The following is a 24,934-nucleotide window of genomic DNA, read 5'->3' on the forward strand; positions in this document are numbered from 1 at the left end:
ACAGGCTGTTGGACATTTGTTAAATCAGACTACTTCCTAATTGTGCAACAGCTAATAATCCAATGTATGCACAATTTCGCTTAAACTAAACAGGATTAGAAAACTTGTCTCCTAACATGATTATTGTTAAATTCTTGTCATGAAAAATATTTCAATGCCTACATTATCCATTCTTTGGTGGCGCTCTCATTAGAGCGGCACAGAATTCTTACATTCTTATGCTGCTGGTAGGTAGCTAAGATTGTCATCTCTTTTGTATCTCCAGTGGCCAATTTATTTGACGAGGAGATATACCAATGAATACACAACCGAAAACTGATAAATCAGAGGTTATTTTAACCGGTGATAGAGCGACGGGCCCATTGCATTTAGGCCATTACGTTGGATCTTTAAAGCAGCGGGTCGCGTTACAGGCTCACCATGAACAAACCATTCTTGTTGCTGATATGCAAGGCCTGACAGACAACGCCCTTCATCCACAAAAAGTTTCATCGAATATTTTAAATGTGGTGGCGGACTACCTCGCTGTAGGGATAGACCCATCAGCAACGACTATATGCCTTCAGTCACAATTACCAGCGCTTGCCGAACTCACTATGTATTACAGTAACCTAGTTACTATTAGTCGACTAGAGCGTAATCCCACAGTTAAAAGTGAAATTCAAAACAAAGGATTTGAGCGCTCCATCCCCGCAGGTTTCTTAACGTATCCCATCTCTCAGGCCGCGGATATCACTGGGTTTAACGCAACATTAGTCCCCGTTGGTGATGACCAATTACCAATGCTTGAACAAACCAATGAAATCGTGCGGAAGATAAACGCGTTAGCCGGGCGCAATGTTCTCAATGAATGTCAACCATTGTTAAGTAAAGCGCCACGCTTACCTAGCACCGATGGAAAAAATAAGATGTCTAAATCTATGGGGAACACTATTAATCTAGGAGCTAGTGAAAAGGAAATCACTGCAGCGGTTAAGTCTATGTATACCGACCCTCACCATGTAAGGGTTGAAGACCCCGGCAAGATAGAGGGGAATGTGGTGTTTACTTATTTAGATGCTTTTCATCCAGATGAAAGCTATGTCCAACAATTAAAGCAACACTATCAACGAGGGGGACTGGGTGACGGCGTGACGAAACGAATATTAGAAGAATGCTTACAAGAAATGCTCCGGCCCATTCGAGAGAGAAGAGCTATGTATTTAAATGACAAGGCACAACTAATCGACATTTTGAAGGCTGGAAGTCAGCTTTCTCGAGAAAAGACAGATAAAGTGCTCTTTGATATCAAAGACATATTTGGCCTAAATCTATTTTAGTCACAGGCGTAATGAGTAACGATGTAAAGGTTGGTTTTCTCTACTTTGTAGCCGGCGACGTTTTTCGTGATTTAGAGTTATATACAGCAGCAAAAGCCAGCTTGTGATTTGCATAATTTTTTACTGTAAGACACTGAAAATTTAGATAAACATCTACATTAATTAGTGTTACTTATGAGAGCATCTAGGCAGCTCATTACAAAATAACTATGTTCAGTACACATTATCTTTGTAACTTTCACCTCGGCCCGGTGAGATCACCCTGGCGCACCAAGGCGTTTTATTTTTAGATGAACTACCGGAGTTTTCTCGGGCCACCCTCGATGCCCTGCGCCAGCCGCTGGAGTCCGGTGAAGTGCACATTTCGCGTGCTGCTTTGCAGGTGCGTTTTCCTGCTCAGTTTCAATTGATCGCAGCGATGAATCCCTCGCCCTGTGGTTATTATCAGGGACAGCAGTTGCGCAGTAACCCCGATCAGATCTTGAAATACCTTGGTAAGTTGTCGGGGCCATTTTTAGATCGTTTTGATTTGAGTGTGGAAGTCACGGCACTACCGCAGGGCACCCTTTCCAAACATGCAACTGGCGAGTCCAGTGAGCAGATCAAACAGCGGGTGAGTAGGGCAAGGCAGCTGCAAATGTGTCGAGCGGGTAAACTCAACAGCCAACTAAGCGGTAAAGAGCTGCATCGTGATGCTGAGTTAAATCCAGCCAATAGCGAGTTTTTGGAACAGAGCATTAGCCAACTAGGCTTGTCGGCACGGGCCTTCCATCGAGTATGGCGTTTAGCCAGAACCATTGCTGATCTGAAACAGCAAGCTGATATTCAGCGTCAAGATTTAGTAGAGGCCTTGAGTTATCGGGCCATGGATCGTTTGCTGCATCGTTTGTCTAACTAAGCGGATTTTGCTTTGAGCCAAGTGCGGCCTAACTCTCATTTTTACTGACGGACTGATGATTTACTGTTGGTCGAGATAAAATAGCAATGATTTGGCTGGTAATTGTATTGTAACTCGCGTTCAATTTGTTGATGTTCAAGGAAATTAGCTGCATGTGTAATCGTAGCTGTGATTGTTTTTATGTGACGATTGCTTGAGCTTACTTGTTCATCGGTGCGGGTCAATAAGCGAATATCAAAATGCTGCTAATTAAGAATTTCTGCGGTTCAGTATGACCTCTAGTATTGATGGCGCTTTCAATGAGGAAGATGAGTAGATGATGAAATGGATGCTGATAGGCATTTCTCTATTATTTGGCAGTGCTAATGCAGAAGGCCTTCGGGTGTGGTTGCAAACCGGCAATGACTCTCAGTGGATGGAAATGAGTGATTTACAAGTTCAAAGCTCCGACGGCAGCCTCAAGCAGCGCATGCTGGCACTTGATGTTGACGGTAAACCCATCTATTTATCGTTGAGTGAACTGGCTTTTATTCAAGCTGCCAATCGTTACTACTATGTGTCAAATCAATATGTTGCCATTACGCATAGCGGCCTGAGCTTTAAGCTGCCAGCTCCTGAGCAAGCCAAGGGATTATTTGTCGCCAGAAATAGCTACGGTGGTTATACCAGCTTCGATTATTCGGCGCTGCGCAGAATTATTTTTTCCCAGTAGCTTTCTTTCAAGAGAGACCGAGCGGGTTTAGCTAACAATTGCCAAAGCCATTCTTCTCTCGTAGTATTTTTCTGGCACAATACAGGCTGCCTAGCTCAAGGGAGTCGCCTTCTTGTTATATCTATATCAAAGTAATCATTTAGACACACTGCAAATACTGCTAAGCAAAGTGATGGCCTTACAGGCTCCCGCTAACCCATTTACTCAGCAACAAATATTGGTGCAAAGCCCGGGCATGGCACAGTGGTTGAAATTGCAACTGGCTGAGCAGCAAGGCATTGTGGCAAACGTGGCTTTTCCGCTACCTGCGAGCTTTATTTGGCAAATGTTCCATTTGGTACTGCAAGATGTGCCCGAACAAAGCCCTTTTAACAAAGAAGCCATGAGTTGGCGCTTAATGCGTTTACTGCCACAACGACTTCGTGAAGCTGAATTTACGCCGCTGCGCCATTATTTACTCGGTGACGATGAAAGTGCCGCCATTGAAGGCCGTAAGCTGTGGCAATTGGCGCAAAAGGTGGCCGATATTTATGACCAATACTTGGTCTATCGTAGCGAGTGGATCAGTGCTTGGGAAGATGGCGATGATTTAAGCGAAGTGAGCCAAAGTCAACCCTGGCAACCGATTTTATGGCGTGATTTGGTGGACGACACCGTAGGCTCGATGGACGCCCCCTATCACCGTGGCAATATGTATATCGATTTTGTTGAGCAGCTGCGTTTCAGTAGTGCAGCACCTGAAGGCCTGCCCGAGCAGGTGTTTATTTTTGGTATCTCGGCGCTGCCACCCGCCTATATCGAGGCCCTAGATGCTCTGGCGCGACACACCAATATCCACCTATTTTTAACTAACCCTTCGGAGCACTATTGGGGCGATGTGCGTGATGTGATGACGCTGCTGAAGCAACAAGCAGAGATTGAGCGAGTGGGGAATCCCTTACTGGCGTCAATGGGCAAACTGGGGCGTGACTACATCGAGTTGCTGCACCCACTCAATAAACAAGAAACCGACATTTTTGCCAGTAATGTCGCTGAGCAAGCAAGCCCTCGTTTATTGTCTTTGTTGCAAGACGATATCCTCAAGTTGCACGATCCGATTGATTATCAGCAAGTTGACAGCAGTCAACATAAACGGCTGATTCAGCCCGGTGATCATAGTATTCAGCTACATCTTTGTCATAGCCCACGTCGTGAGCTCGAAGTCTTACATGATCAGTTGCTGGCGATGTTTGAGCAAGATCCCGAGTTAAGCCCGCGAGATGTGATTGTGATGGTGCCAGATGTAAACCGTTATGGGCCGATGATTCAGGCGGTATTTGGCAGCGCCAGCGCCGAAACCCGTTTGCCTTTCGCCATTTCTGATCGCAGTGCCACCCAAGAAAATCCGGTGTTATTAAGCTTTTTAGAGCTGCTGGCCCTACCGCAAAAGCGTAAATCGGCCGCCGAGCTGTTAGCGCTATTAGAAGTGCCGGCGATTATGCGCCGTTTTGAGCTGACTCAGGATGAGTTAAAACCCTTGCGTCAATGGGTCAAAGAAGCCGGAGTGCGTTGGGGTTTAGATGGCAGTGATCGCAGTCGCTGGCAAGCCCCGGAAGATGAAACCCATTCTTGGTTATTTGGTCTAAAACGGATGTTACTCGGTTATGCCATGCCCAGCGAGGTGGGTTTGTATCAGGGCATATTGGCTTATGATGAGGTGCAGGGGCAGCGTGCCTTAGCCGTGGGCAAGTTGGCCGATTTTATTGATCAGCTGATGCAACTGGAACAGCAACTATTAGCCGCAGTTCCGGCCGAGCAGTGGCGAGTGCGCTTGCAAGTTTTGCTGCAACATATCTATCGTTTTGATAGTGATGATGAAGCTGAGCAGCTGCGTTTATTGAAGCTGTTTGAAACGCTGGCGGAGCAATGCACGGCAAGTGATTATAAAGACGATATCAGCCCAGAGCTGATCCTTGATTATTGCCGTAATCAACTCAATTCACAGCGAGGCAGTCAGCGTTTTCTGGCGGGTCAAATCAATTTTTGCACGCTGCTGCCAATGCGCGCCATTCCCTTTAAAGTCGTGTGTTTGCTGGGGATGAACGACAGCGAGTACCCACGCAGTGTACCGAGTTTGGGGTTTGACTTAATGGCGGATAATCCGCCAAAGCGTGGCGACCGGAGCCGCCGAGACGATGACCGTTATTTATTCCTGGAAGCGCTGTTAGCGGCGCAGCAGCGTTTATATATCTCTTATATCGCACATAGCGCCAAAGATAATAGCGAACAAACGCCCTCGGTACTGGTGGCAGAGCTGTGTGACTACCTTAGCCAAAGTTGTGCGCTGGTGGGAGATGAAAAGCTGAATGTGGATCAGTCAGGCGAGAAACTGTTGGCACAGCTGCGTTGCAAACATCCTTTGCAGCCTTTTTCAGCGGAGTATTATCAAGCTGCCTTCGCGAGCGGTTCGCCCGGTGAAGATTCACCTAAAATTTTTAGTTATGCGCAGCGCTGGCTACCGGCGGTGGCGGCACAGCAGCAGGTTAAAATATCCTCCGTGGAAGCCGCGCCGTTGATTTCGGAGGGGGGGGGAGCCGATCTGGAAATGGATGAGCTACTGGCTTTTAGTCGCTCGCCAATTGCTTATTTTTATCAGCGGCGTTTAAAAGTAAGTTTTCCACGAATATCGGAACAGTTAGAAGAAACCGAACCCTTTGTGGTGGAAGGCTTATCCGCTTACAGCATGAAGTTACACCTACTCGAGCAACAATTGGAGAATGCCGATAAACAGCAACAGTTTGACTATTTACATGCCGCAGGCGCGCTACCCCACGGCGGTTTTGCAGAGGTCTCATTTGAGCAACAATGGCAAGAGATGCAGCCCTTGGCCGACACGCTGTTTCCCTTATTAGCGGGCGGTGTCTTAGAGCCTCAGCAGCTGTTCATCGATATCGACTACGTCGCTGAAGATAGTATTTTGCAAACCCGCTTATCGGCCTGGCTGAAACATCGCTACGGGCAAGGCCTGGTGACTTATCGGCCCGGAAGTATTCGCGGAAAAGATTTAGTGGCAGCCTGGTTATGGCATCTGGTGTTTCATGCGGTGCAACCCGAGCAAGCCATCAGCAGCTATATCATGGGTCGCAAAAATGGCTGGCAATTTGCTCCGATAGAGGCCGGGCTGGCTGTGCAATGTTTGGGTGACTGGTTGACTTGTTTGCATGCTGGCTTGCAGCAACCGCTGTTATTACCGATAGAAAGCGCCTGGCAGTGGATCAGCCAATGCAAAGATAAAAAAACCGGCAGCATCGAATTCAGTGACGTCAATCTAGAGAAAGCCCGCCGCGCCGCGCGCACTCAGTTTACGGGAGGGGCTTTTGCTCAAGCCGAAGGCGATGATCCGTATATTCAGGCCCAGCTTAGTGACTTAGAAGATATCTGGCCACAGTTCGAAGCCAATACTCGGCGTTTACTCGAACCCTTAATGGCACATCTGGAGGCGTTTGCTAATGTCTGATTCAAATACCCAAGCTCACACTGAGTCACCTTTAGCTAGCCAGAATTTAGATGCCTTTAGCTTTCCGCTGAATGGTGCGCGGCTGATCGAGGCCAGTGCCGGCACCGGTAAAACTTATACCATTGGCGCTTTAGTGCTACGTTTGTTGCTAGGGCATGCACGAGATGTTGCACAGGGGTTTAGTCAGCACGGCCAGTTGACCCCACTGAATATAGAACAAATTTTGGTGGTGACCTTTACCGAAGCGGCCACTCAAGAATTACGTGGGCGAATTCGTGAAAAAATTCATGAGGCTCGCCTCGCTTTTTTACGAGGGGAAAGTAGCGACTTCTTTATCACGCAATTATTAGATGAGGTGAGCGATCACTCTCTTGCGGCGCAACGTCTGTTGTTGGCTGAGCAAAATATGGATCAGGCGGCGGTATTCACCATTCATGGTTTTTGCCAGCGAATGCTGAAACAACACGCCTTTGAGAGCGGCTTGCCCTTTGAAATGGAGTTTTTAACTAACGAAATTCATTTGCGTTTGCAGGCGGTGCAAGATTGCTGGCGGTTGCGATTTTACCCGCTACCGGTGCCACTGATTAGCCGAATTGTTCAATGTTGGGCCAGCCCACAGCAGCTGCATCAGGAAATTGGCAGCTTGCTCAATCAAAGTCACTTTGAGTTGCAAGGGGTGCCAGATGAACAAGACTTGACCGCCTTTTTTGCCCAGCAAATTGCCCGTATCGAGGCCTTTAAACAGTTGTGGAAACCAGCGGCTCAGGATATTGCCGAGTTGCTTGCCAGTGCGCCACTGAATGGGAATAAGTTTCGCAAAGCCTCGCTGGAAAAATGGTTAAACTTGATTAATCAATTTGTCGATGCGCCAACCGACAGCGACTTTCTTGGCAAGCCTCTGCGTGAGGCTTTGCAAAAATTCACACCCGAGAATTTAGCCAATGGAGTGAAAGCCAAGGGGCAGCCGCCGGAGCATCCGGCCTTTGTGGCTATCGAGCGTTTATTTAGCCAGGAGCAGAGCATCAAAAGCTTGTTGTTGGCCCAGTTATTACCGCAAATTCGCCAGCGCTTTAGCGAGCTAAAACAGCAGCAACAGCTGCTGAGTTTTGATGATTTGCTGGCAGGCTTAGCCACTGCACTGAATGCGCCGCAGGGCGAGGTGCTGGCCAGGCAGATTGCCGAGTTATATCCGGTGGCGATGATTGATGAGTTTCAGGATACCGATCCCCAGCAATATCAAATCTTCAGCAAGCTATACATGGACCGAGCCGACTGCGCCTTAATGCTAATTGGTGACCCCAAGCAGGCGATTTATGGTTTTCGTGGTGCCGATATTTTCACCTACATGCAGGCGCGCAACAATGTGGTCGCGCGTTACAACTTGCCCACCAATTGGCGCTCTACGGGGGCCATGGTGAATGCCTGTAATCAACTGTTTGAATGGCATCAGCGGCCTTTTATTTATGATGATGCGATTCAGTTTATGGCGGTTGATGCCGCCAAAAAGCAGTTGAGTGGCTTGCAGATCAACGGTGAAAGCCAGGCCGCGATGCAGTTCTTGTATCAGCAAAACCCGGCCTTTGTGCGTAGTGAAGATTATATTAATGGCCAAGCATTGGTCTGCGCTCAACAGATCCAAGCTTTGCTGGAAGCTGGCCAAACTGGCGCGGCCACCTTAGGTGATAGCGGCAAAACCGTTTCCGCGGGTGATATCGCCGTGTTGGTGAGAACTCGCCGCGAAGGTGACAAAGTGGCCGCCGCTTTAGCCAAACAAAATATTGCCAGCGTGAGTTTATCCAATCGCGATAGCGTGTTTGAAAGCCCCGAGGCCTACCAGTTTTATTTGCAGCTCTTAGCCTGTCAGGAGCCTCATAACGACCGTAAGTTGCGCGCCGCCTTAGCCTGTAAAATGCTCGGTTTGAGTTTGCAAGAACTGGATGATTTAAATACTGACGAGCGCTGTTGGCAGCGTTATTCCCAAGAGTTTTCAGATTATCAGCAGCTGTGGCAACAGCGTGGCGTACTGGCAATGTTTTATGCGTGGATGAGCCAGCGAGGCATTAGTGAACGTTGGGTAAGCCAGAATGACAATTATGGTGAGCGCTTACTCACTAATCTAATGCATTTAGCTGAATTACTGCAAAATCAAAGTGCTGAGCTCGATGGTGATGCTGCCTTAATGCGCTGGTTTGCCGAGCAAGTGCTTGAGCCCGATGGCAATGCCGATGAGCAACAGCTGCGCTTAGAGAGTGATGCCAACTTGGTACAGATTGTTACCATTCATAAGAGTAAGGGTTTGGAATATCCGATTGTGATGTTGCCATTTATTCTCGGCTTTCGCGAAGCCAGTGAAGCCTTGTATCACCAAGGGGAGCGCTTTATTTACGACTTAGATGCGAGTGAACCGGCCATGGAAGCGGCTTGTCAGGAGCGCTTAGCCGAAGACTTACGCTTGTTGTATGTGGCGGTTACGCGCGCCGTATATTGCTGTTATTTAGGTGTGGCCGATCTGAAAAAAGGCAATGCTCAGAAGGGCGATAGCGATGTACACCAAAGTGCCTTGGGTTATTTACTGCAAAAAAATCAGCCGCTGCCAGCGGGCGCCTTAGTCGCCATTTTGGATGAGCTCGGCCAGCATCCAGATATTGGCTGGCAAATGGTCAGTGAGCAAACACTCACGCCCTACCAAGGACTCAGCGATGCGCAGCCCAGTTATGCCGCACGAGCATTCACCAGCCAAATTAACCGTAATTGGTGGCTCACCAGTTATTCCGCCTTAAGCCGTCAGCAAGGGCATCATGCCGGTTTTGATGCCAGTAGCGATATGGCGTGGTTAGACGTTGGCGAAGAACTGAGTATGGTCGAGGTGGATAATCAGGCCGAGCAACAGCTCAGCATTTTTGACTTCCCGCGCGGCGCCGAGGCGGGTACTTTCTTGCACTTGCTGTTTGAAGAACTGGATTTTCAGGCCAACATCGTACAAATTCGCCAGCGTTTGCCGGCCTTACTGCAAGCCTCCAGCTACAACGAGTTAAACTCGCAAGGCGAACTGAAATGGTTAGCGCCCTTGGCGCAGATGTTTATACAGGTGTGCGCTACCCCTCTGGATGATGGCGGCAGGCTTAGCCCCTATCGGCTGAATCAACTTGCTTTGGAACAGCGTTTGGTGGAAATGGAGTTTTTGCTGCCGATTGCCAATCTTCAGGCCAGCCAAGTCAATCGTTTGATCCGCCATTTTGATCCTTTGAGCCGCGGAGCCAGTGGGTTGGATTTTGCTACGGTGCAGGGCATGTTAAAAGGTTTTATCGATTTGGTGTATCAGCACGATGGCCGCTACTACGTGCTGGATTATAAGTCGAATTATTTAGGCGACAAGGTGGAAGATTATAGTCAAACGGCGATGGTGACGGCGATGGTCGAGCATCGTTATGATTTTCAATATCAACTTTACAGCTTGGCTTTGCATCGCTGGTTGGGCCAGCGTTTACCTGATTACGACTATCAGCAACATTTTGGTGGGGTGTATTACTTGTTTTTACGTGGCATGAGTGGCGAGCAAGTCTCTGACCCTATGGCTGAGCCGTTACAGGCTGTAACTGCAAGCCGCAACGGGGTTTATTTTAGCCGACCGGAGGCGCGTTTTATTCATTATCTCGACCAGCTCTTTGCCGGGCAGACTCTGCCCACCGAGTTGCCCCTTTCAGAACCTGCCGAGGGCCTGGCTGATGAGTGATTTAGCGGCAATCCAATCATCGCCGGCAAGCGCATGGTTACAACAACTGAAACAAACGGGGGCCATCAGCGCCCTAGATTTTCACTTTGCTCAATCCTTTGCCCACAGCGAGCATCGAGAGGCCTTAATGATTGCGGCGGCCATTGTTAGCAACGAACTCAGTGCGGGCCACGTTTGTGTTGATATGGCGAGTTTGGCCAGGCGCTGTGAGTTGCTGGGGGCTTGTCCGATAGAGCACCATCAAGAGAGTCGTTTTTGGCTGGCCTTGTTGAGCCAGTCGGAGGCAGTGCAGCAAGCCGACTGTGTCGTGGAAGCCAATGACCCTCAGCAGCAAGCTAAACCTCTGGTCTTACAGTATCAGCGTTTGTATTTGCATCGTTACTGGCACTACGAACAGCAGGTAGCCGAGTATTTTTCCGACATCGGGGCGGCTTGCGCCTTTTCCCCTGTGGACATTAGCACTCGGATCCAAGCCTTGTTTGGCAGTGACTGGGCGATGTTGCTTCAAGCAAAATCGAGTTATCCGGCCGAGCAAATGGCGGTGTACGCGGAGCAGTTTTTAGATGTGAATGACCCGGTTTTACTGAGTAATCGCGGCTGGCTTAATCGGCTGGCAGCTATCACTGAAGCGCAAGATTTACATGCGTTCGTCAATGGCATTGCTGCCAGCAGTCAAATCAACTGGCAGCAGCTGGCTGCGCTACAGGCCTGTTATCAGACTCGATTAGTGATCAGTGGAGGGCCGGGTACCGGCAAAACCACCACCGTGACACGGCTGCTGGCATTACTGCAAGACTTACAGCTGAGCGCTGGTAAGCCGCCCCTGAGTATTCAGCTGGTGGCGCCAACCGGTAAAGCGGCGGCACGCTTAAGTGAATCGATTATTGGCGCGAAGCATCAGTTGAATGCCAGTGAGCAAACCATTGCCACCATTCCGGAGCAAGCATCGACCATTCATCGTTTGTTAGGGGTGATCCCGGGCAGGGCCGAGTTTCGTCATCATGCCAATAATCCTTTGGCTTTAGACATGCTGGTGGTGGACGAAGCCTCGATGATCGATCTGCCATTGATGGTGAAGTTATTGGCGGCGATGCCAAAACAGGCGCGGCTGATCTTACTGGGTGATAAGGATCAGCTCGCCTCGGTAGAAGCCGGTGCGGTACTTGGCGATCTATGTGCCTTTATCAGCCACGGTTATAGCGCAAAGTTAGTGGCATTTTTGCAAGCCTGTAGTGGTTTTAATTTAGCGCAACAGCAAGCTTCTAGTCCGTTAGCTATTGCCGATAAGCTCTGTTTGTTGCGCAAAAGCTACCGCTTTGATGCCCGCTCGGGGATTGGCTTATTAGCTGGCGCAGTCAATCAGGGCCGTGCCGCTCAGGCGCTGGAACTGTTAATGTCACAGCGCCCCGATTTACCCTATCAAGCACTCAATCAAGCGACTTATCAGGATTTGCTGGGGCGAGTGGTGCAGGGTTATCAGCCGTATTTGAGCGCGCTGCAACAGGGCGAGGCGATGCAGCAGGTATTTACTCTGTTTCATCGCTTCCAGCTATTGGTGGCTTTACGCAAGGGTGAACTCGGAGTCAGCGGGCTGAATCAGCGGCTGGAAAGCTTGTTGCAGAGACAGGGTTTGATCGCGCTACCGGCAAGCTCCGACAGCGTCTGGTATGTGGGCCGTCCGGTGATGATTGAGCAAAACGATCACGAGCAGCAACTGTATAACGGGGATATCGGTATTTGTGCCGCCGATGATTCAGGCCAGCTGATGGTGGCATTTGAGTCGGCCAATGGTTTGCGTTGGTTATTACCTAGCCGCTTGCCTGCCCACCAGAGTGTTTACGCGATGACGGTGCACAAGAGCCAAGGCAGTGAATTTGACCAAGTGGTGATGTTACTGCCGCCTGCTAAACAAGCGCTGGTGAATAGAGAACTGTTGTATACCGCGATTACCCGCGCCAAAAGTGAATTCAGTTTGTATGCCGAACCCGACAGCATTCGCGCCGCTTGTCGCAATAAAACCCAACGCCGCTCTGGTTTAGTCGAGCGTCTGACGGCTGAGTCATCATGAGTTTTTGAAGCTTTGCTAGATAATGAATGAGCAGCGTTGCTCATTCGGGCTTCGCTTGAACCTTAAAAAAGTTCAGGCGCTTAATTTTGTCAGCGAAGCCTGACTCAGATTGCAATGATTGGTACTTATTCGGGCTTAGGATGAAATATAGGTAATTTAGTCGCTAATTCCTGTAGCACTTTCAATTATTTAGCGATGGTCCCTTACTCAAAACCTCAAAACCTCAAAACCTCAAAACCTCAAAACCTCAAAACCTCAATCTCTCAATCTCTTGATATTGATAGGGGCGTCGGTGAAGTGGACTGCTTTTTACTTTAACTGTTTTTGTTGAGATGTTTGTGAAGGTTGCGACCGCCCTAAGCCGTCAATGGCCTGCACTTAAAATGAGTTGACCGCTACTTACTCGCGAGGCCGGACCATAGCGATAAAACCCAGTAGCAACGTGTCGTATATGTTTCAGGCTTTGAATTCGGTTAGCCTTCCGATAATCGCCTGGTGGCTGGGCGTGAGTTTACTCAGCGCTTTGCTGATGGACGCAGCAATGGTTGTTTACGATTTGTTTTTTGCCTATTTCTATAATTTGGCTTACGACAAGTTGTTTCCTCTGGCCAGTCAAAACAAGCGGAACAAAAAGGCTGCGCTTCCTTAAATTAATAAACCGCTGAGCTTGGCTCGCGTGTAGCAGGCAATGCTTTTGGCATCGTTAATGGTGCCATCGACGATGGCTTGTTCAAACTCGGCGCAGCTCATGCTAAAAATTTCGATAAATTCATCTTCATCACATTGGCCTGCCTGGGCACTCAGTTGTTTGGCCACAAACAGGTATTGGATTTCATCGCAGAAGCCGGGTACTGGGTAGAGCTTACCCAAAGCCTGCCATTCGGCGGCCTGTAAATTGGTTTCTTCCTGTAATTCGCGCTGAGCGCAGGCGAGGATCCCTTGTGGGCCTTGTTCATGTTTTTCCAGAGTGCCAGCGGGTAATTCAATTAACCACTGCTGAATTGCACTACGATACTGGCGTTCCATGATGATCTGTCCTTGCGAATCTAGCGCCAGAATAACCACCGCGCCGGGGTGATGTAAGGTGGTGATGTTACGTTCTCGTTGATCGGGCAGTCGCTGGGTTTGACTGGCCAATTCGAAACAATGCCATTGGGCTAAAATTTGCTTATCCATGTTTTCTTCCTTGTATTAGGTTTTTTTATTTAACGCTATTACGAAGCGTTTGTATTTAATAAGAGTGATACTTTTGTATATAAATTTAATTGTTAATTAGCGTTATTGCTGAGTCTGCCCCATAGTTTTATTGAGCTAAGGAGGACAAATTATGTCGCGTTTAACACTCTACCTAGCTATTAGTACCTTATGTGTCGCCGCAGTGATGAGCTTAAGTAGTCTTTTTTTGCTGAATCAACATAAGCAAACGGTGATGCAGCTGTCTAGTGATATCAGCAAACAGGCCAGTGTGATGGCCGCCACCCTTGAGTATTATGAAGCCGAAAATCGTCGAGAGCTTGAATATTTTGCGAGTTTGGATGTGGTGCAGCGAGCCTTGAATGATGCAGATTATTCGTTGTTGCAAGAATTGCTGATGAAGTTAATGAATTCTAAAGCCAGTATCGTTCAGGCCCGCTTGTTGGATCCTCAGGGTAAAGAAGTATTTAAAATTATTAATCGCGGTGGTCAGGCGGTACGCCTCAGTGAGTTGGAGTTACAGGATAAGTCGAAGCGTTATTATGTGCGCGAGTTGCTGCAATTACCGGTGAATCGAACCTATCTTTCGGCTGTGGATCTAAATGTCGATTACGGGGTGCTTGAACTTCCTTATCGTCCAGTATTGCGGATCGCCAAGCAGGTAAGTGCCGACTCTTACCCACTGCTTGGAGCACTGATGTTTAATTACGACATGAAAACTGTATATCAGCAGTTAAGCCGTATACTGCCTCGCGGGGTGTCTCTGTTTGTGGTCGCTCAAAACCATCAATTTCTTGTCCACCCATTAGCTAAAGCACTGTATTGTGCCGAGCTATCTTGTCAGCAGCTGTTTAATGATTCCGATTTGGTTCAATCGCAGCAAGGCTTGAGCTATTTTAGTGATTCGCTAGCCGCAGTGGCTCCTTTAGGGCTTGGCTCTGAGCCGCTGATGAGTGGTACGAATTTGATCATGGCTTATAAACCGAGTTATCTGCCTCAATTTACTCAACGATTGAGCCCGATGAAGGTGCTGATTCGCAGTTATCAATGGTGGCTGACACTGTGGTTGTCGTTAGCGCTGGTGAGTTGTGGGGTTTATGTTTATTGGCGATTTCAAAAGCAAATTGATGAACGGATCCAACGGGCGAAGATGCATAAGGTATTGCAAGGTGTTACTGAAATGCTTGAACGCCTCCATGAAAGTGACGATCCGGTGACTGGCAGCCATGTGCAACGGGTCGCTGATTATTCGCGATTGATGGCCGAAAGGCTGGGCTTGGCGAAACCTTTAGTAGAAGATATTCATCTGTTCGCTTCTTTGCATGATATTGGCAAGATATCGATCCCCGATGCCATTTTAGGTAAGCCTGGTAAATTGGATCCGCTTGAGTGGGAGATCATGCAACAGCATGTGGTGAACGGCTACCAATTATTATGTGATTTTAGATTAAGCCCAGTGGCGGAAAATATAGTGCATTGCCATCATGAACGCTGGGACGGTACCGGTTATCCACTGCAAATTGTAGGGGAAGATATCCCTATCGAAGCACGTATTGTGAGTTTAGTGGATTGTTTTGATGCGTTGATGTCGGCGCGCCCTTATAAACCTGCTTATAGTTTTGAAAAATCACAGGCGATCATTAATCAGCTGAGTGGTAAAGCTTTTGATCCTAGTTTGGTTCAATTATTTAATACTTTAGAAACGGAATTTCGTTGCAGCCGTAGCTCTACCCAAGATGCGCTTTACGCCAAGGGGGAGCCGCACTTGTCTACATGAACGGGCTCAATACCGCGTTTTAGCTTGGTTTAGACAAGCGCATTTAATGGTATACTCAATAGCCAATTTGGGACCATCGAGCTCTGCAGTGGACGATTTGGCGTTCAGTTTATTTAATTTGGTAGCCAAATGGGTCGTTTAGGCTTGGGCTAGGTTGGGTAAACCAAACAGGCCCATTGGCGCTCATGTAAAAGTGATCTTCCAGCCTCACCCCAAACTGCTCAGGAATGACCAGCATCGGTTCATTACTAAACACCATGCCCTCGGCGAGGGGAGTATTATCGCCAGCCACTAAATAGGGGCTTTCGTGAATGTCTAAACCGCAGCCATGACCTGTGCGATGTGGCAGGCCGGGAAGCGCATAGTTTGGCCCATAGCCATCGGCTTCGAGTGAGCGTCGTGCGGCCGCATCAACCGCGGCGCAGGGCGCACCGATTTTAGCCGCGTTGAAGGCGGCTAATTGGGCTTTTTGCTCGCTTAACCACGCTTGCTGTTGTTGTTGGCTAGCTTCACCAAATGCATAGCTGCGGGTGATGTCAGAGTTGTAGCCTTCTAATAAGCAGCCAGTATCGATGAGTACCCAATCATTATCTTGTAAAATTTGCGGCTGTTTCACTCCATGGGGATAGGAGCTGGCGATACCAAATAGCACAATGCAGAAGGAAGATCCGCTGGCTCCGACCCTTTGATGTGCTTGATTGATGAAATCCACCACCTCACTGCTGCAGATCCCTGGACGCAGGATTTTAGCCGCCGCTTTTTGCACTGCCATGGTCATGTCTTTGGCGCGTTGCATTAGGGCTATCTCATTTGCTGATTTCTGAGATCGGCAAGCTTGGGTAATCGTGTCGCCATTCACAAAGTGAATGTTGTTATTGGCTTTGGTTAAGCCATCTACCAGAAAAAATGGGGCACTTGGGTCAATGCCAATCGCACCGTTTAATTGCTGCTGTTGGACAAGTTTAGCAAACAATTGATAGGGACTTTGGTGTTCATGCCAGCTATGCAAGGGCGCTTCGATGAGCCAAAAATCTTTCAAGGAGTTTTGTTCAAAATGAGGCGCGATATAGTGTAATTCTCCGTTTGCGCATAGTAGTGCGCCAACCATACGCTCGCTGGCACTCCATTTTAAACCCGTAAAATAATATAGGTTGGTACCCGCATTGAGATATAAGGCACTGATCGCTTGTTGTTTCATTAATTCACAGGCTTTTGCTTGACGCTGCAGGTATTCACTTTTTGGAATACTTGGCATATCACCACACATGGAATGAAGTAAGGCGAGTTGTTCGCTGGCATGACTGCCGCCGATACCGATGGTCATGGAGACTCCTAAAACATGATTGATTGGGATAGTGTGACTATCCAATTAAGGCTAAAGATTAAGAGCAGAGAGTAAGGAGGTAAAGTAGAATTTAATTAAAAATCAGATGATTATGCGATGCTCGCTAAACGACTTCTAGATTGTCATATAGATTGACTCGATTTCCCCCCTGATTTTTTGCATGATACATCGCTTGGTCTGCGTGGTTGATTAAATCGCTAAGCTCGCTGCTGGATTTGCTTGTGGCAATCCCGAAACTAGCACTCATGAATATTTTCCCTTTATTGCTTGCGAGGGCTTGTTGATGAAGCTGGCAGCGGATCCGATTGGCGAGAGCATAAGCTTGTTCGCTAGTGGTGTGATTGAGTGCGATGATAAATTCTTCGCCACCGAAGCGACCAAACAAATCTCCAGCCCTTAGGTTACGACTTGCTATTTGGGAAAAGTGCATCAAAGCTTGGTCGCCGTAGTCATGTCCATAGTCATCATTTATGGATTTAAACCGGTCTAAATCGATAAAAATGACGCAGACTTGATCACCGGAAAATTCGGCGCGTTGGGTGAGTTTTGTGAGTTGTTGAATGAAGTAACTACGGCGCATTGCGCCAGTAATATCATAGTTGGCGAATTGCTCTAGTTGGACAACTTGGCGCCAGTGCAATAAAAAGTAAAATACATAGGTTTGTAGGGCATTTCCAACAAATAGCGCCAGTGATAGTAATCCAGGAACCCCTAGTAGTAGGTGCTGATTGTAGGCTTCAGCCTGTAATGTAATCCACCCCCGTATGGCAAAGCAGCTCCCAAAAAATAGATATAACACGATCACTATCCAAAGAGCATTGCTGGGTTTTTGCCGCCAGTGGTTCAGGTATAAGTAAGCATTATAGAAACAACACAAGGCGGCGCTGCTTGAAAAAACAATAGCACGGTTTTGTAGTGATGGTTCAATTGAAGAAAAGTACCAAATAATTGAGCAGTAAAGCACCAATGTTGTAGCGAGTCGGCCTACTTTTAACGGAAGGCGTAAATAAAAGTGATGACCTGCGGTTACAAATAGGAAGGCTCCAGCAAATAAGGCGTTTTGAAACAATAAGCTGAGCGCAGAGGGGGCGCTGACAGCAATATGTATCGCCAAACTTAAGACTTGAGCATAGGAGGCTATGATCCAACAGTCGAGAGCCGCTTGTTTTCCGTGAAAATAGCGGATAAGTGTCAGTACAGTGGCCGATACCACGGTGACGAGGGTGGTTAATATGAAAAACGTTAAAACATCTACAATCATCTATTCAGTGTAGCTTTTTGTTATTTGAAAACTTAATAATGTGTTTGATATAGATCGCTATTTTGTATTAATTCATTAAATGTTGATGTTTATGTTCGTTATCCTAAAACAAACCCCACCTTTCACTCAATGTCTATAGCTTGGAACATGAGTGACTGTTAAGCGAGGACTGTGGCATTAAATTTACAAATTCAGCTCGATTGCCAGCAGTAGAGGTATCTCCTTTTTGATATCGGTGACTAATCCGCTTGAAGCTATGTTAAAAGTGCTTATATTAAAGTAAATTAAGGCTCTTTGACTTGACGGTGAAATTCTGTCTAGGGTAATTCATGTTTAACTTATCACGTTTACTTAGTCCCAAAACTGAACAACTCGCGGCACTTGATTTAGGCAGTAATAGTTTTCACTTAATCATTGCTGATTGGCAAGATGGTGAATTAAAGGTTCGCGATAAGGTTAAAGAAATGGTTCGTTTAGGCTGGGGTTTGCAAGATGATGGTAGCCTTGATGCAGCCGCTTGGAATCGCGCATTGGCCTGTTTAGAACGTTTTGGTGAGCGTTTACGAGAGTTTAAACCGGGTAGTGTACGGGTTGTTGGCACCAAAACTTTGCGTAGTATCATTGACGCCGATGTTTTTCTACAAGCTGCCGAACAGCGTCTAGGTCATCCGGTCGAAGTGATTTCGGGAGAAGAAGAGGCTCGCCTCATTTATTTGGGCGTCGCGCATTATAAAGCCCCGACGAATGGCCCTCGAATGGTTATTGATATTGGTGGAGGAAGTACCGAAGTGACCGTCGGTGAGGGCATGGAATTGAAGCTCAAAGACAGCTTAGATATGGGTTGTGTGTCAATTACCAAACGCTTTTTTAAGAGTGGCCGAGTGACCAAAAATCGCCTGCTTAAAGCCAGTGTTTATTGCTCTCAGGAGCTACTTGCAGTGGCCGATGACTATTTAGATCATACCTGGAATGAGTGTTTAGGTGCTTCTGGTTCGATTAAGGCTGTGGCCAAGGTTTGTGCAGAGAATAAATTCTGTGATGGAGATATTACCCTCAGCGGCTTAGAGGCCATTCTTGAGTGTTACTTGGAAGCGGGTCAATCAGACTTGGCGTTTAAAGGTTTATCGGAAGAGCGTCAGCCGGTATTTTTAGGCGGGGTGATTGTATTGCAAGCGCTATTTCAAGCGCTTCATATCTCTAGAATGCACGCCGCCGAGTGGGCTTTACGTGAAGGTCTCTTATATGAACTCAAAGGGCGTTTAGAGCACACTGATATTCGTCCGACGAGTGTGCAACGTTTGGCCGAACGTTATCATGTAGATATGACCTACAGCAGCCGTGTTGATGAGACCTGTCAATTATTGCTGAATCAGGTTGCAGAAATGTGGGCGCTTGATGAAATTGAAACAGCTAAGCTATTGAAGTGGGCATCAATGCTATTTTTAGTTGGACTTGATGTTGCTCATAGCGACTACCATAAACATGGCGCATATATTGTTGAGCATGTTGACTTAGCTGGTTTTTCCCGAATAGAGCAGCAGCAGTTGGCGGCTTTAGTCTTAGCCCATAGACGTAGTTTCCCAGTGAAACAGTTTCCGCTACGCAATAGCGATTTGCTTAAAGCGTGCTTGATCTTGCGTTTATCCGTTATCTTTAGTCGTGGTAAGCGCGCTCAGAGCTTACCAGATATTCAGTTTAGGGCTGCTGAACAACAAATGAGTTTGCTTATCGAACAGCAGTGGTTACAGAATAACCCCCTGACCAGAGCCGATTTAGAAAATGAACAGCAATACTTAAGCGTGATCAACTATAAGTTGGATGTGATTGAGTTATAGCTTCATTAACCGCCTCAATCGAGTGAGGCGGTTAATCTGAGTTGTGTTTAGCGGTCTTTATTAGTCGCGCTAATTTTGTGTATGGCCAAGTCGGCACCGTGGTACTCGTCTTCCTCCGACAGTCGTAATCCGGCAATTTTGTCAACTAAACTATAAACGATGAACCCACCCACCAGAGCCACAACGATCCCCGTTAGGCTACCAATGATTTGACTACTCAAGGAGATACCGCCTAATCCGCCCAGTGCTTTACTACCAAAGATCCCTGCGGCAACGCCTCCCCAAACACCACATAAACCATGTAATGGCCATACACCGAGAACGTCATCTAAGCGAGAATGTTGTTGCAGCCAAGTGAATACCCAAACAAACAGTGCCCCTGCAATACCACCTGTCATTAATGCGCCAACCGGATGCATTAAATCAGAGCCTGCACAAACGGCAACCAAACCAGCCAAAGGACCGTTGTGCACGAAGCCTGGGTCATTTTTACCAAGTAATAAAGCGACGATTGTACCGCCTACCATCGCCATCAGTGTATTTACCGCCACTAAGCCGCTAATGCCATCCATGGTTTGGGCAGACATTACGTTAAAGCCAAACCAACCGACGGTGAGCACCCAAGCGCCAAGTGCTAAAAAAGGAATGTTGGAAGGCGCAAAGGCGACACCTGGTTTTCGGCCCTTACGTGCGCCGAGGATCTTAATTGCGACCAGAGCTATCCAGCCGCCCATCGCATGTACCACGACCGAGCCAGCAAAATCATGGAAGGCGGCGCCAAATTGTGCTTCTAACCAGCCTTGAAAACCAAAGTTGCCATTCCAAATAATGCCTTCGAAGAAGGGGTAGACAAAGCCAACAATTAACGAAGAAGAAATGAGGAAAGGATAAAATTTACCACGTTCGGCGATCCCACCGGAGACAATTGCCGGAATGGCTGCGGCAAAGGTGAGTAAGAAGAAGAATTTGACTAATTCATAACCGTTTCCTTGCACGAGCATTTCTGCGCTATTAAAGAAGTGGTTACCATAGGCAATGTAGTAACCCACAATAAAGTAGGCTACGCCAGAAAATGCAAAATCGGTGATGATTTTCACTAAGGCATTGACCTGATTTTTATGACGAACGGTACCGACTTCTAAAAAGGCAAATCCTGCATGCATGGCGAGCACCATGATGGCGCCTAACAAAATGAATAAAGTGTTTGCGCTCTGCGACAGAGTGTCGATGGCTGCACTAATATTATCCACTTAAAATACTCCTAATCTTTTTAATATATTCAATTGCGCCAAAAAGAAGCAATAATTAGGCCTGAGCGTGTGGTTTTTCGAATATTTAGCACTAAGTTGATGCAATTAAAGCGATTTAACTGCTTGATAACAAATGTTTCGTAAGATTGAGCGCCTGTTTGGTGCATAATTTATATTAAATATTGATAGCCGTTGACCTTTTTTGGTGCACTCTTGATTTAACTTGGTGCTTCAAGTCCATGCTTGCGAGCGGCTCACTGGATTTTTGCTTGCTTAGGTGCTTATTCGTCGTTCTGGTTTAATTAGGTCTAGACTTAAAAATGCAATCCAATGAAATGGTTAACTCCATTTTTAAGCCACTGAAGCGAGCAATGGAGATAGCATGGAGCAATGGCATGTGTTTTATTCTGCAGCAAATCTATTAGAAGCGAAGCTGTTGCAAGGCATGTTGATCAAGCAAGGAATTGATACACGCTTAGATGGGGAATTCGCGATGGCGGCAGCTGGAGAGCTGCCAGTTGATGTATTTCAGGTGACTATTCGAGTGGCGCTAACTAATTGGGATAGGGCAAAACAGGCGGTTTTCGATTATGAACAACAGAATGGATATGATTGGGCTTGTGACCAGTGTGGCGAGCGTAACCCCAGTAGCTTCGATTTTTGTTGGTCTTGCCAGTGTGACAAGCAATAAAATATAGATAATTTCGCAATGCATTTTTGACTAAACGGTGATAAGCTTAAAATATATACAGCTAGGATGGCTATCGTACAAGTCGTTTGTTGAGGTTATGCTATGTCTATTAATCAAGTATCCAGTTCAAATCCATCGAGCTTTTATCTCGATCAGGTTAAGAAGCGTCAAGAAGAGCAAGATGAAAAGCTGGCCTCTGGTAAGCGGATTAACTCGGCCGCCGACGATCCTGCAGGTCTGCAGATTTCAAATCGTTTAACCAGCGGTATTAATGAGCAAGAAGCGTACGCGAATATTTATCAAAACAAGGTTAGCTTAAATAATATTGCGTCTGCGCAGTTGCAGTCGACAACCGATTTGTTACAGCAAAATCAGGCTTTAACGGTGCAAAGTGGTAATGGCATTTATAATGCTGATGATATTGCGGCGTTACAGGCTCAGGTGGATGCCAATACCGCGGCGATCCCTAATGCCAATGAGCTAGGCGTTGATAGTGTTGATTTATCTGATCCAGCCAGTGCTCAGGCTACTTTGCAAGCTGCGCAACAGACCACCGATGCTAGTCAAGCCCAATTGGGAGCACAAAGTAATGCTGCTGAATCTTCTTATCGTTCGACGCAAGCGGCACTTGAAGCGCAAACCGCGGCACGCTCTCGCATCCTCGATACCAATTATGCGCAGTCGACATCTCAGCAAGCGCAAAATGAATCTCTATTGCAAAGTAATATTCAGTCGTATCAGCAACAGTTATCTTCAAGGAATATAGAGAAACTTCTATAAGTTGTTTTTCCTCAAACATATGACGACGCGACACTGCTACAGTGAGCGTCGTTTTTTGTGGGGGTCAAAATGAGTCAGTCAATTCATGGGCATCAAGTGATGCAATTAATGTTAGAAACGGGCGGTAGCTTTAGTTCGGAGTCTCTAGAGGTTCTATTGCATCAAACATTTGGTGAAAACAGCGTTTATCACACTTGTAGCAAACAAGGGATGAATGCTCAGCAATTAATCGTGTTGCTGGCAGAAAGGGGTAAGTTTGTAGAATCTAAGCAAGGTTTTACCACTAGCCAATCGAAGATCTGTTCACATCATTGAGGCTGCTTGAAATATCAAGGCTTATATCAAAACGTGTTATTTCACCAACATGGCTTTTTAGCTGAGTTCTGCGAGTTTAACTTGGCTGATTGTTGTTGCTGATTGAATCACTGCTCGCTTCGATTTCTAGCTTGTTCGCTCCGCCGCGATATACGCAACGCTTGGACTCTTCAGTTATTCGGATAAGTATAAAAATTCGTTCATCCGGTATTTTTATAGTTTTTTAGGTAACTAGCAAACCAGAGAACAATTAGGGTCAGGGTGTTATGCTTTGGCTCTTTTTCTATGCGTAGACAATATTGTCGTGAATAAGAGAGTGATGAATGGATATGTTATCAGCAGCGGTGATGCTGTTTTTGATTATGGATCCTCTGGGTAATCTTCCGGTATTTCTTAGTATGATTAAGCATCTTGATCCCAAGCGTCGGCGCATTGTATTGATGCGTGAATTGATGTTTGCATTGACGGTGATGTTTGCTTTCTTATTTGCTGGAGAACAGATCCTCGGTTTTCTCAACCTTCGTCAAGAGGCGGTGAGTATTGCTGGAGGAATTATCCTATTTTTGATCGCTCTAAAGATGATTTTTCCTCAACCTGGCGGTGTGGCGGGACTTGCCGCGGGAGAAGAACCATTTTTGGTGCCGATGGCGATCCCGATGATTGCTGGCCCCTCAATTTTGGCGTCGTTGATGCTTCTGGCTAATCAAGATGGCAGTAGGATGCTTGATTGGTCTCTGGCTTTGCTGATGGCGTGGGGAACGAGCGTGATTATCTTCATGTTTAGCGGGGTTTTATTACGTTTATTAGGTGAAAAAGGTCTAACTGCGATGGAGCGTTTGATGGGAATGTTATTGGTCATGTTGTCCGTTCAGATGTTTCTTGATGGCATTGCTGATTATTGGCAATCGCTATAATTGAGCTTCCAATAACCATAAATCTTAGGCGTATTACTCCTTCGGCGAGTTAATCCGCCCATCGCTTTATATCGCCTATATTCGTCTAGGAGTAAGGTCTAATTAATAGGGATGGTTGATCCCTAAACGAAACACCTTATCCTCTCCACTGCTGGCAAAATCGGCGCGCAATACCACTCCTTCGAGCATGACCCGAAGACTACCGCCAATACTGTATTTCATATCTTGGTGTAAGGTGGTTAAGCTATATTCATCGGCAACTCGCCCCAGCTCCGCAAATGCCACCCAATACCAAGCTGGAACGTTGAACCAGTTCACCACTGGGATTTTAGGTAGGGGATTCCAATGGGGGGTAAATCGATATTCTGCAGAGTAGTAAAGCATCGAGCGACTATGATAACGTGCTGTTTCATAACCTTTTAAGCGGTTCATCCCACCAAGGGTAGCGCCGGCAAACCATGCCGGTCGATGAAAGCGCGATTCGCCCTTGATCTCGGAGCTTTTATTCCAGCTTGGGGTATCCGCAGTTGCAACATTCAGGGCCAATACATGGTTTTGCAACCAAGGCATCTTCGGTAGGCTGATGTATTTAGCGGCAGAAAACTCCCACATGCTCCATGACGTTTGAGCGCTGCTGCCCCAATCGTGAGTGATACTCATCCGTTGGTGACTACCTGCGGTGGGGTTTTGGTTATAGTTGCGATTGTCGTATTCTAATTCGAACTTTAACCCCATAGAGCGGGTGGATGCTTGAAATTGATTATATTCACCAACATCTTGCTGCCAGTAATAGGGCTCTAGTTGGATGATCGTTCGGCCGCTGGTGAGTGGATCCCACCGTTTCGCACCAGCTTCATAGCCTGATAAAACTTGACCTTGGCGGATCTTAAAGGTGTGTATGGGAGAGTTTTTGCCATCACCGATTGGCAGTAAATAGCGAAAGCGAGCGCGGTATTCTTGACCTTGGGTATGTGTATAGATGCGATTGTTCTTGTTAGAGTCGTTACTGCCAGCAGTTTCGCCATTAAACTCGCTGTTTCCATCGATATATTGTGGGTCTCGGGTGTAGTTTGTTTGATAAATGCTGGTATCTAAAAACACTCGGTCAGCGAAGGGTAATTGGTAATCGCCGCTATATAGATATCCCATCCAACTATCGTTGCTGGTCACCATTGCCGTTGCAATGAGGCTTGCATTTGCTTGGATTTGGCCAGCGGAGCCGACTCCGACCCCGACTCCCCATTCTAGGTTTTCAGTATAAAAGCCATAGGGGATCACTTGTGTCCAAGGGCCAGAGCGCTGATGTTGGGCATCATCAATGAGAGTGACGTTCATGGCGAGACAGG

At 47.0% G+C, this 24,934-nt stretch carries 17 protein-coding genes and 1 pseudogene; 13 read left to right on the top strand and 5 right to left on the bottom strand.

Going from position 1 to position 24,934, the window contains the following annotated elements; all coding sequences use genetic code 11:
* Positions 1 to 296: 296 nt before the first annotated feature.
* The 7 genes and pseudogenes from trpS to ACRRS0_RS02315 all read left to right on the top strand — a co-directional run bounded on the left by trpS (position 297) and on the right by ACRRS0_RS02315 (position 12,875).
* Positions 297 to 1,319: a tryptophan--tRNA ligase gene (gene trpS / locus ACRRS0_RS02285; protein ID WP_432454821.1), complete on the top strand. Its 1,023-nt coding sequence runs from the start codon at positions 297 to 299 to the stop codon at positions 1,317 to 1,319.
* A 241-nt stretch (positions 1,320 to 1,560) separates the two neighbouring features.
* Positions 1,561 to 2,217: pseudogene (locus ACRRS0_RS02290) on the top strand (ATP-binding protein); the annotation flags it as partial.
* Positions 2,218 to 2,533: 316 nt separating this feature from the next.
* A complete protein-coding gene (locus ACRRS0_RS02295; protein WP_432454820.1) occupies positions 2,534 to 2,929 on the top strand; it encodes a hypothetical protein in 396 nt (131 codons plus the stop codon).
* Positions 2,930 to 3,041: 112 nt separating this feature from the next.
* Entirely contained in the window at positions 3,042 to 6,425 is a 3,384-nt protein-coding gene (gene recC / locus ACRRS0_RS02300) for an exodeoxyribonuclease V subunit gamma (protein ID WP_432454819.1), read from the top strand.
* On the top strand, positions 6,418 to 10,158 hold the full coding sequence (gene recB / locus ACRRS0_RS02305) for an exodeoxyribonuclease V subunit beta (RefSeq protein ID WP_432454818.1): 3,741 nt from the start codon (positions 6,418 to 6,420) through the stop codon (positions 10,156 to 10,158). Before recC ends, recB begins: the two co-directional genes overlap by 8 nt.
* On the top strand, positions 10,151 to 12,226 hold the full coding sequence (recD, locus tag ACRRS0_RS02310; protein WP_432454817.1) for an exodeoxyribonuclease V subunit alpha: 2,076 nt from the start codon (positions 10,151 to 10,153) through the stop codon (positions 12,224 to 12,226). Before recB ends, recD begins: the two co-directional genes overlap by 8 nt.
* Before the next feature lie 451 nt (positions 12,227 to 12,677).
* On the top strand, positions 12,678 to 12,875 hold the full coding sequence (locus ACRRS0_RS02315; protein ID WP_432454816.1) for a chlorhexidine efflux transporter: 198 nt from the start codon (positions 12,678 to 12,680) through the stop codon (positions 12,873 to 12,875).
* Here ACRRS0_RS02315 and ACRRS0_RS02320 read toward each other — a convergent pair.
* Entirely contained in the window at positions 12,872 to 13,402 is a 531-nt protein-coding gene (locus tag ACRRS0_RS02320) for an NUDIX hydrolase (protein ID WP_432454815.1), read from the bottom strand. The genes ACRRS0_RS02315 and ACRRS0_RS02320 overlap by 4 nt on opposite strands.
* Positions 13,403 to 13,553: 151 nt before the next feature.
* On the opposite strand from ACRRS0_RS02320, the gene ACRRS0_RS02325 reads away from it, so the two are divergent.
* Positions 13,554 to 15,197 (top strand): HD domain-containing phosphohydrolase, encoded by a 1,644-nt coding sequence (locus tag ACRRS0_RS02325; RefSeq protein ID WP_432454814.1) that lies wholly within the window; start codon positions 13,554 to 13,556, stop codon positions 15,195 to 15,197.
* Between the two features lie 109 nt (positions 15,198 to 15,306).
* Here the strand turns inward: ACRRS0_RS02325 and ACRRS0_RS02330 are convergent, their stop codons facing one another.
* Both ACRRS0_RS02330 and ACRRS0_RS02335 read right to left on the bottom strand, forming a co-directional pair.
* Positions 15,307 to 16,521 (bottom strand): M24 family metallopeptidase, encoded by a 1,215-nt coding sequence (locus ACRRS0_RS02330; protein ID WP_432454813.1) that lies wholly within the window; start codon positions 16,519 to 16,521, stop codon positions 15,307 to 15,309.
* Between the two features lie 124 nt (positions 16,522 to 16,645).
* The gene (locus ACRRS0_RS02335) at positions 16,646 to 17,803 is read right to left on the bottom strand and encodes a GGDEF domain-containing protein (RefSeq protein ID WP_432454812.1); all 1,158 of its coding nucleotides are present in this window, start codon (positions 17,801 to 17,803) and stop codon (positions 16,646 to 16,648) included.
* A 329-nt stretch (positions 17,804 to 18,132) separates the two neighbouring features.
* Here ACRRS0_RS02335 and ACRRS0_RS02340 point away from each other — a divergent pair, with 329 nt between their 5' ends.
* Positions 18,133 to 19,638 carry a Ppx/GppA phosphatase family protein gene (locus ACRRS0_RS02340; protein ID WP_432454811.1) on the top strand — a complete coding sequence of 502 codons (1,506 nt, stop codon included), beginning with the start codon at positions 18,133 to 18,135 and terminating at the stop codon, positions 19,636 to 19,638.
* A gap of 47 nt (positions 19,639 to 19,685) precedes the next feature.
* Here ACRRS0_RS02340 and ACRRS0_RS02345 read toward each other — a convergent pair whose 3' ends face one another.
* Positions 19,686 to 20,888, bottom strand: a complete 1,203-nt coding sequence (locus ACRRS0_RS02345) for an ammonium transporter (RefSeq protein ID WP_432454810.1) — start codon at positions 20,886 to 20,888, stop codon at positions 19,686 to 19,688.
* Between the two features lie 382 nt (positions 20,889 to 21,270).
* Between ACRRS0_RS02345 and ACRRS0_RS02350 the strand changes: the two genes are divergently transcribed.
* From ACRRS0_RS02350 to ACRRS0_RS02365, 4 genes are all read left to right on the top strand, one after another.
* Positions 21,271 to 21,579 (top strand): putative signal transducing protein, encoded by a 309-nt coding sequence (locus ACRRS0_RS02350; RefSeq protein ID WP_432454809.1) that lies wholly within the window; start codon positions 21,271 to 21,273, stop codon positions 21,577 to 21,579.
* Positions 21,580 to 21,681: 102 nt separating this feature from the next.
* Entirely contained in the window at positions 21,682 to 22,359 is a 678-nt protein-coding gene (locus ACRRS0_RS02355; protein ID WP_432454808.1) for a flagellin, read from the top strand.
* A 69-nt stretch (positions 22,360 to 22,428) separates the two neighbouring features.
* On the top strand, positions 22,429 to 22,674 hold the full coding sequence (locus tag ACRRS0_RS02360; RefSeq protein WP_432454807.1) for a YecH family metal-binding protein: 246 nt from the start codon (positions 22,429 to 22,431) through the stop codon (positions 22,672 to 22,674).
* Between the two features lie 323 nt (positions 22,675 to 22,997).
* Positions 22,998 to 23,588 carry a YhgN family NAAT transporter gene (locus tag ACRRS0_RS02365; protein WP_432454806.1) on the top strand — a complete coding sequence of 197 codons (591 nt, stop codon included), beginning with the start codon at positions 22,998 to 23,000 and terminating at the stop codon, positions 23,586 to 23,588.
* A gap of 102 nt (positions 23,589 to 23,690) precedes the next feature.
* On the opposite strand, the gene ACRRS0_RS02370 is transcribed toward ACRRS0_RS02365, so the two are convergent.
* A complete protein-coding gene (locus ACRRS0_RS02370) occupies positions 23,691 to 24,923 on the bottom strand; it encodes a BamA/TamA family outer membrane protein (protein ID WP_432454805.1) in 1,233 nt (410 codons plus the stop codon).
* Positions 24,924 to 24,934: the final 11 nt, after the last annotated feature.

Source organism: Agarivorans sp. QJM3NY_29 (assembly GCF_050870835.2).
Classification (GTDB): Bacteria; Pseudomonadota; Gammaproteobacteria; order Enterobacterales; family Celerinatantimonadaceae; genus Agarivorans.

Excerpts from the sequence above, each read along its gene's own strand:
- trpS (WP_432454821.1), top strand. The coding sequence starts at position 297 with ATGAATACACAACCGAAAACTGATAAATCAGAGGTTATTTTAACCGGT.
- ACRRS0_RS02295 (WP_432454820.1), top strand. The coding sequence starts at position 2,534 with ATGATGAAATGGATGCTGATAGGCATTTCTCTATTATTTGGCAGTGCT.
- recB (WP_432454818.1), top strand. The coding sequence starts at position 6,418 with ATGTCTGATTCAAATACCCAAGCTCACACTGAGTCACCTTTAGCTAGC.
- recD (WP_432454817.1), top strand. The coding sequence starts at position 10,151 with ATGAGTGATTTAGCGGCAATCCAATCATCGCCGGCAAGCGCATGGTTA.
- ACRRS0_RS02315 (WP_432454816.1), top strand. The coding sequence starts at position 12,678 with ATGTTTCAGGCTTTGAATTCGGTTAGCCTTCCGATAATCGCCTGGTGG.
- ACRRS0_RS02320 (WP_432454815.1), bottom strand. The coding sequence starts at position 13,402 with ATGGATAAGCAAATTTTAGCCCAATGGCATTGTTTCGAATTGGCCAGT.
- ACRRS0_RS02325 (WP_432454814.1), top strand. The coding sequence starts at position 13,554 with ATGTCGCGTTTAACACTCTACCTAGCTATTAGTACCTTATGTGTCGCC.
- ACRRS0_RS02330 (WP_432454813.1), bottom strand. The coding sequence starts at position 16,521 with ATGACCATCGGTATCGGCGGCAGTCATGCCAGCGAACAACTCGCCTTA.
- ACRRS0_RS02335 (WP_432454812.1), bottom strand. The coding sequence starts at position 17,803 with ATGATTGTAGATGTTTTAACGTTTTTCATATTAACCACCCTCGTCACC.
- ACRRS0_RS02340 (WP_432454811.1), top strand. The coding sequence starts at position 18,133 with ATGTTTAACTTATCACGTTTACTTAGTCCCAAAACTGAACAACTCGCG.
- ACRRS0_RS02350 (WP_432454809.1), top strand. The coding sequence starts at position 21,271 with ATGGAGCAATGGCATGTGTTTTATTCTGCAGCAAATCTATTAGAAGCG.
- ACRRS0_RS02355 (WP_432454808.1), top strand. The coding sequence starts at position 21,682 with ATGTCTATTAATCAAGTATCCAGTTCAAATCCATCGAGCTTTTATCTC.
- ACRRS0_RS02360 (WP_432454807.1), top strand. The coding sequence starts at position 22,429 with ATGAGTCAGTCAATTCATGGGCATCAAGTGATGCAATTAATGTTAGAA.
- ACRRS0_RS02365 (WP_432454806.1), top strand. The coding sequence starts at position 22,998 with ATGGATATGTTATCAGCAGCGGTGATGCTGTTTTTGATTATGGATCCT.
- ACRRS0_RS02370 (WP_432454805.1), bottom strand. The coding sequence starts at position 24,923 with ATGAACGTCACTCTCATTGATGATGCCCAACATCAGCGCTCTGGCCCT.